This is a genomic window from Mycolicibacterium vinylchloridicum (assembly GCF_013404075.1).
Lineage (GTDB): Bacteria > Actinomycetota > Actinomycetes > Mycobacteriales > Mycobacteriaceae > Mycobacterium > Mycobacterium vinylchloridicum.
Genome location: NZ_JACBJQ010000187.1, coordinates 1 through 1,159 on the forward strand (window position 1 = coordinate 1; position 1,159 = coordinate 1,159).

The window sequence follows — 1,159 nt, forward strand, 5'->3', positions numbered from 1 at the left end:
CGGGTGGGCCGGGCTCGTTACTGCGGACGTATCCGCTGGCGCCACCACTGGATTCGCTGCCGTTCGCCATCCAGCAGTTGTTCATCCGGACCTTCACCGAGGGAGCTCGCAACCCCGCTGCCCGCCCCTCGGCAGCGGAGTGGCGGCAGGCTCTGCAAGCGGTGGTCGTCAGCACCTGTTCACGGGGGCATCAGATTCCAATCGAGCTCGAGCGCTGTCCATGGTGTGTGATCGACGACGAGCGCGCGGCGCGACGAGACCAGCGCGCCAGGGCTGCGGCGCCGACCGTGAGTTATCCCGCCTATGGCAGCAACTCGGCCCCGCCGCCGATGCCCAAGCCCGCCGTCAGTCCCGCGACACCGCGTAGTCGCACCCCGCTGGTTGTCGCCCTTGTGGTGGTTACCGTCATCGCGGCGGTGGCCATCGGGTTCGCCGTGTTCGGCGGCGGCCATGACACGGAAAAGCGCGCTGCCGGAACCACTCCCGCAGGTGGCGCTGGCAATACAACGTCGGCCGTGACTCAAGCCTGCACGGCGACAACGTTGTTGGGGACCGGGTCGGCCACGATGACCCCTGATGGGCTCTCGGTGAATACGACACTGGATTCATCCTGCTCGTCTACCGACACTCTTGCCGGCTCGTCGGTTGTGGTGACCGTCACTGCCGGCTCTCGTGACGTCGCGTCGGGTGTGTTCAACCTCGATGCCCACCCGATCACGCAGACATCCGGAGGGAATCAGAACCAGCAGTTCGTGTTTCCCGCAGGCATGTACTGGCGTGTGCCGGAAACCATCGGCAACGCGTCGCTGCGCGTACAGATCTCCGGCTTCACCCACAGCAGGAATGGGGCATCGGGCCGCTCCGACCCGATCGTGGCGTCGTCGCCGGCGGCGCCGACCAACGGCAATTCCGAGAGCACCGCCGCGGCGGCGTTACAGGAGCTCGCCGATGCCGACTATTCGTTCGTCAAGGGCAATCTCGCTGACCGTTGGATACCTCAGATCAGTTCTAAGAGAGTCGGTTTAGTCACCGTGATCGCGCTCGTCGAAAGTCCTCAGGTGTGCTCGCCGAAATTCCTCACCTGTGAGCAGCGGTCAGTGTAGTTGTTGGCGGTTGCCGGTGGTGGTTCGGCGCAGGGTTTCGGCGGCTGCTTGGTGGT

The 1,159-nt window shown here is 65.1% G+C and carries 1 protein-coding gene; it reads left to right on the forward strand.

The annotated features are described in order from the left end of the window. On the forward strand, nucleotides 1–1,103 hold a 1,103-nt coding region (locus HPC46_RS34475; protein ID WP_179476446.1), incomplete at its 5' end, for a hypothetical protein. Nucleotides 1,104–1,159: the final 56 nt, after the last annotated feature.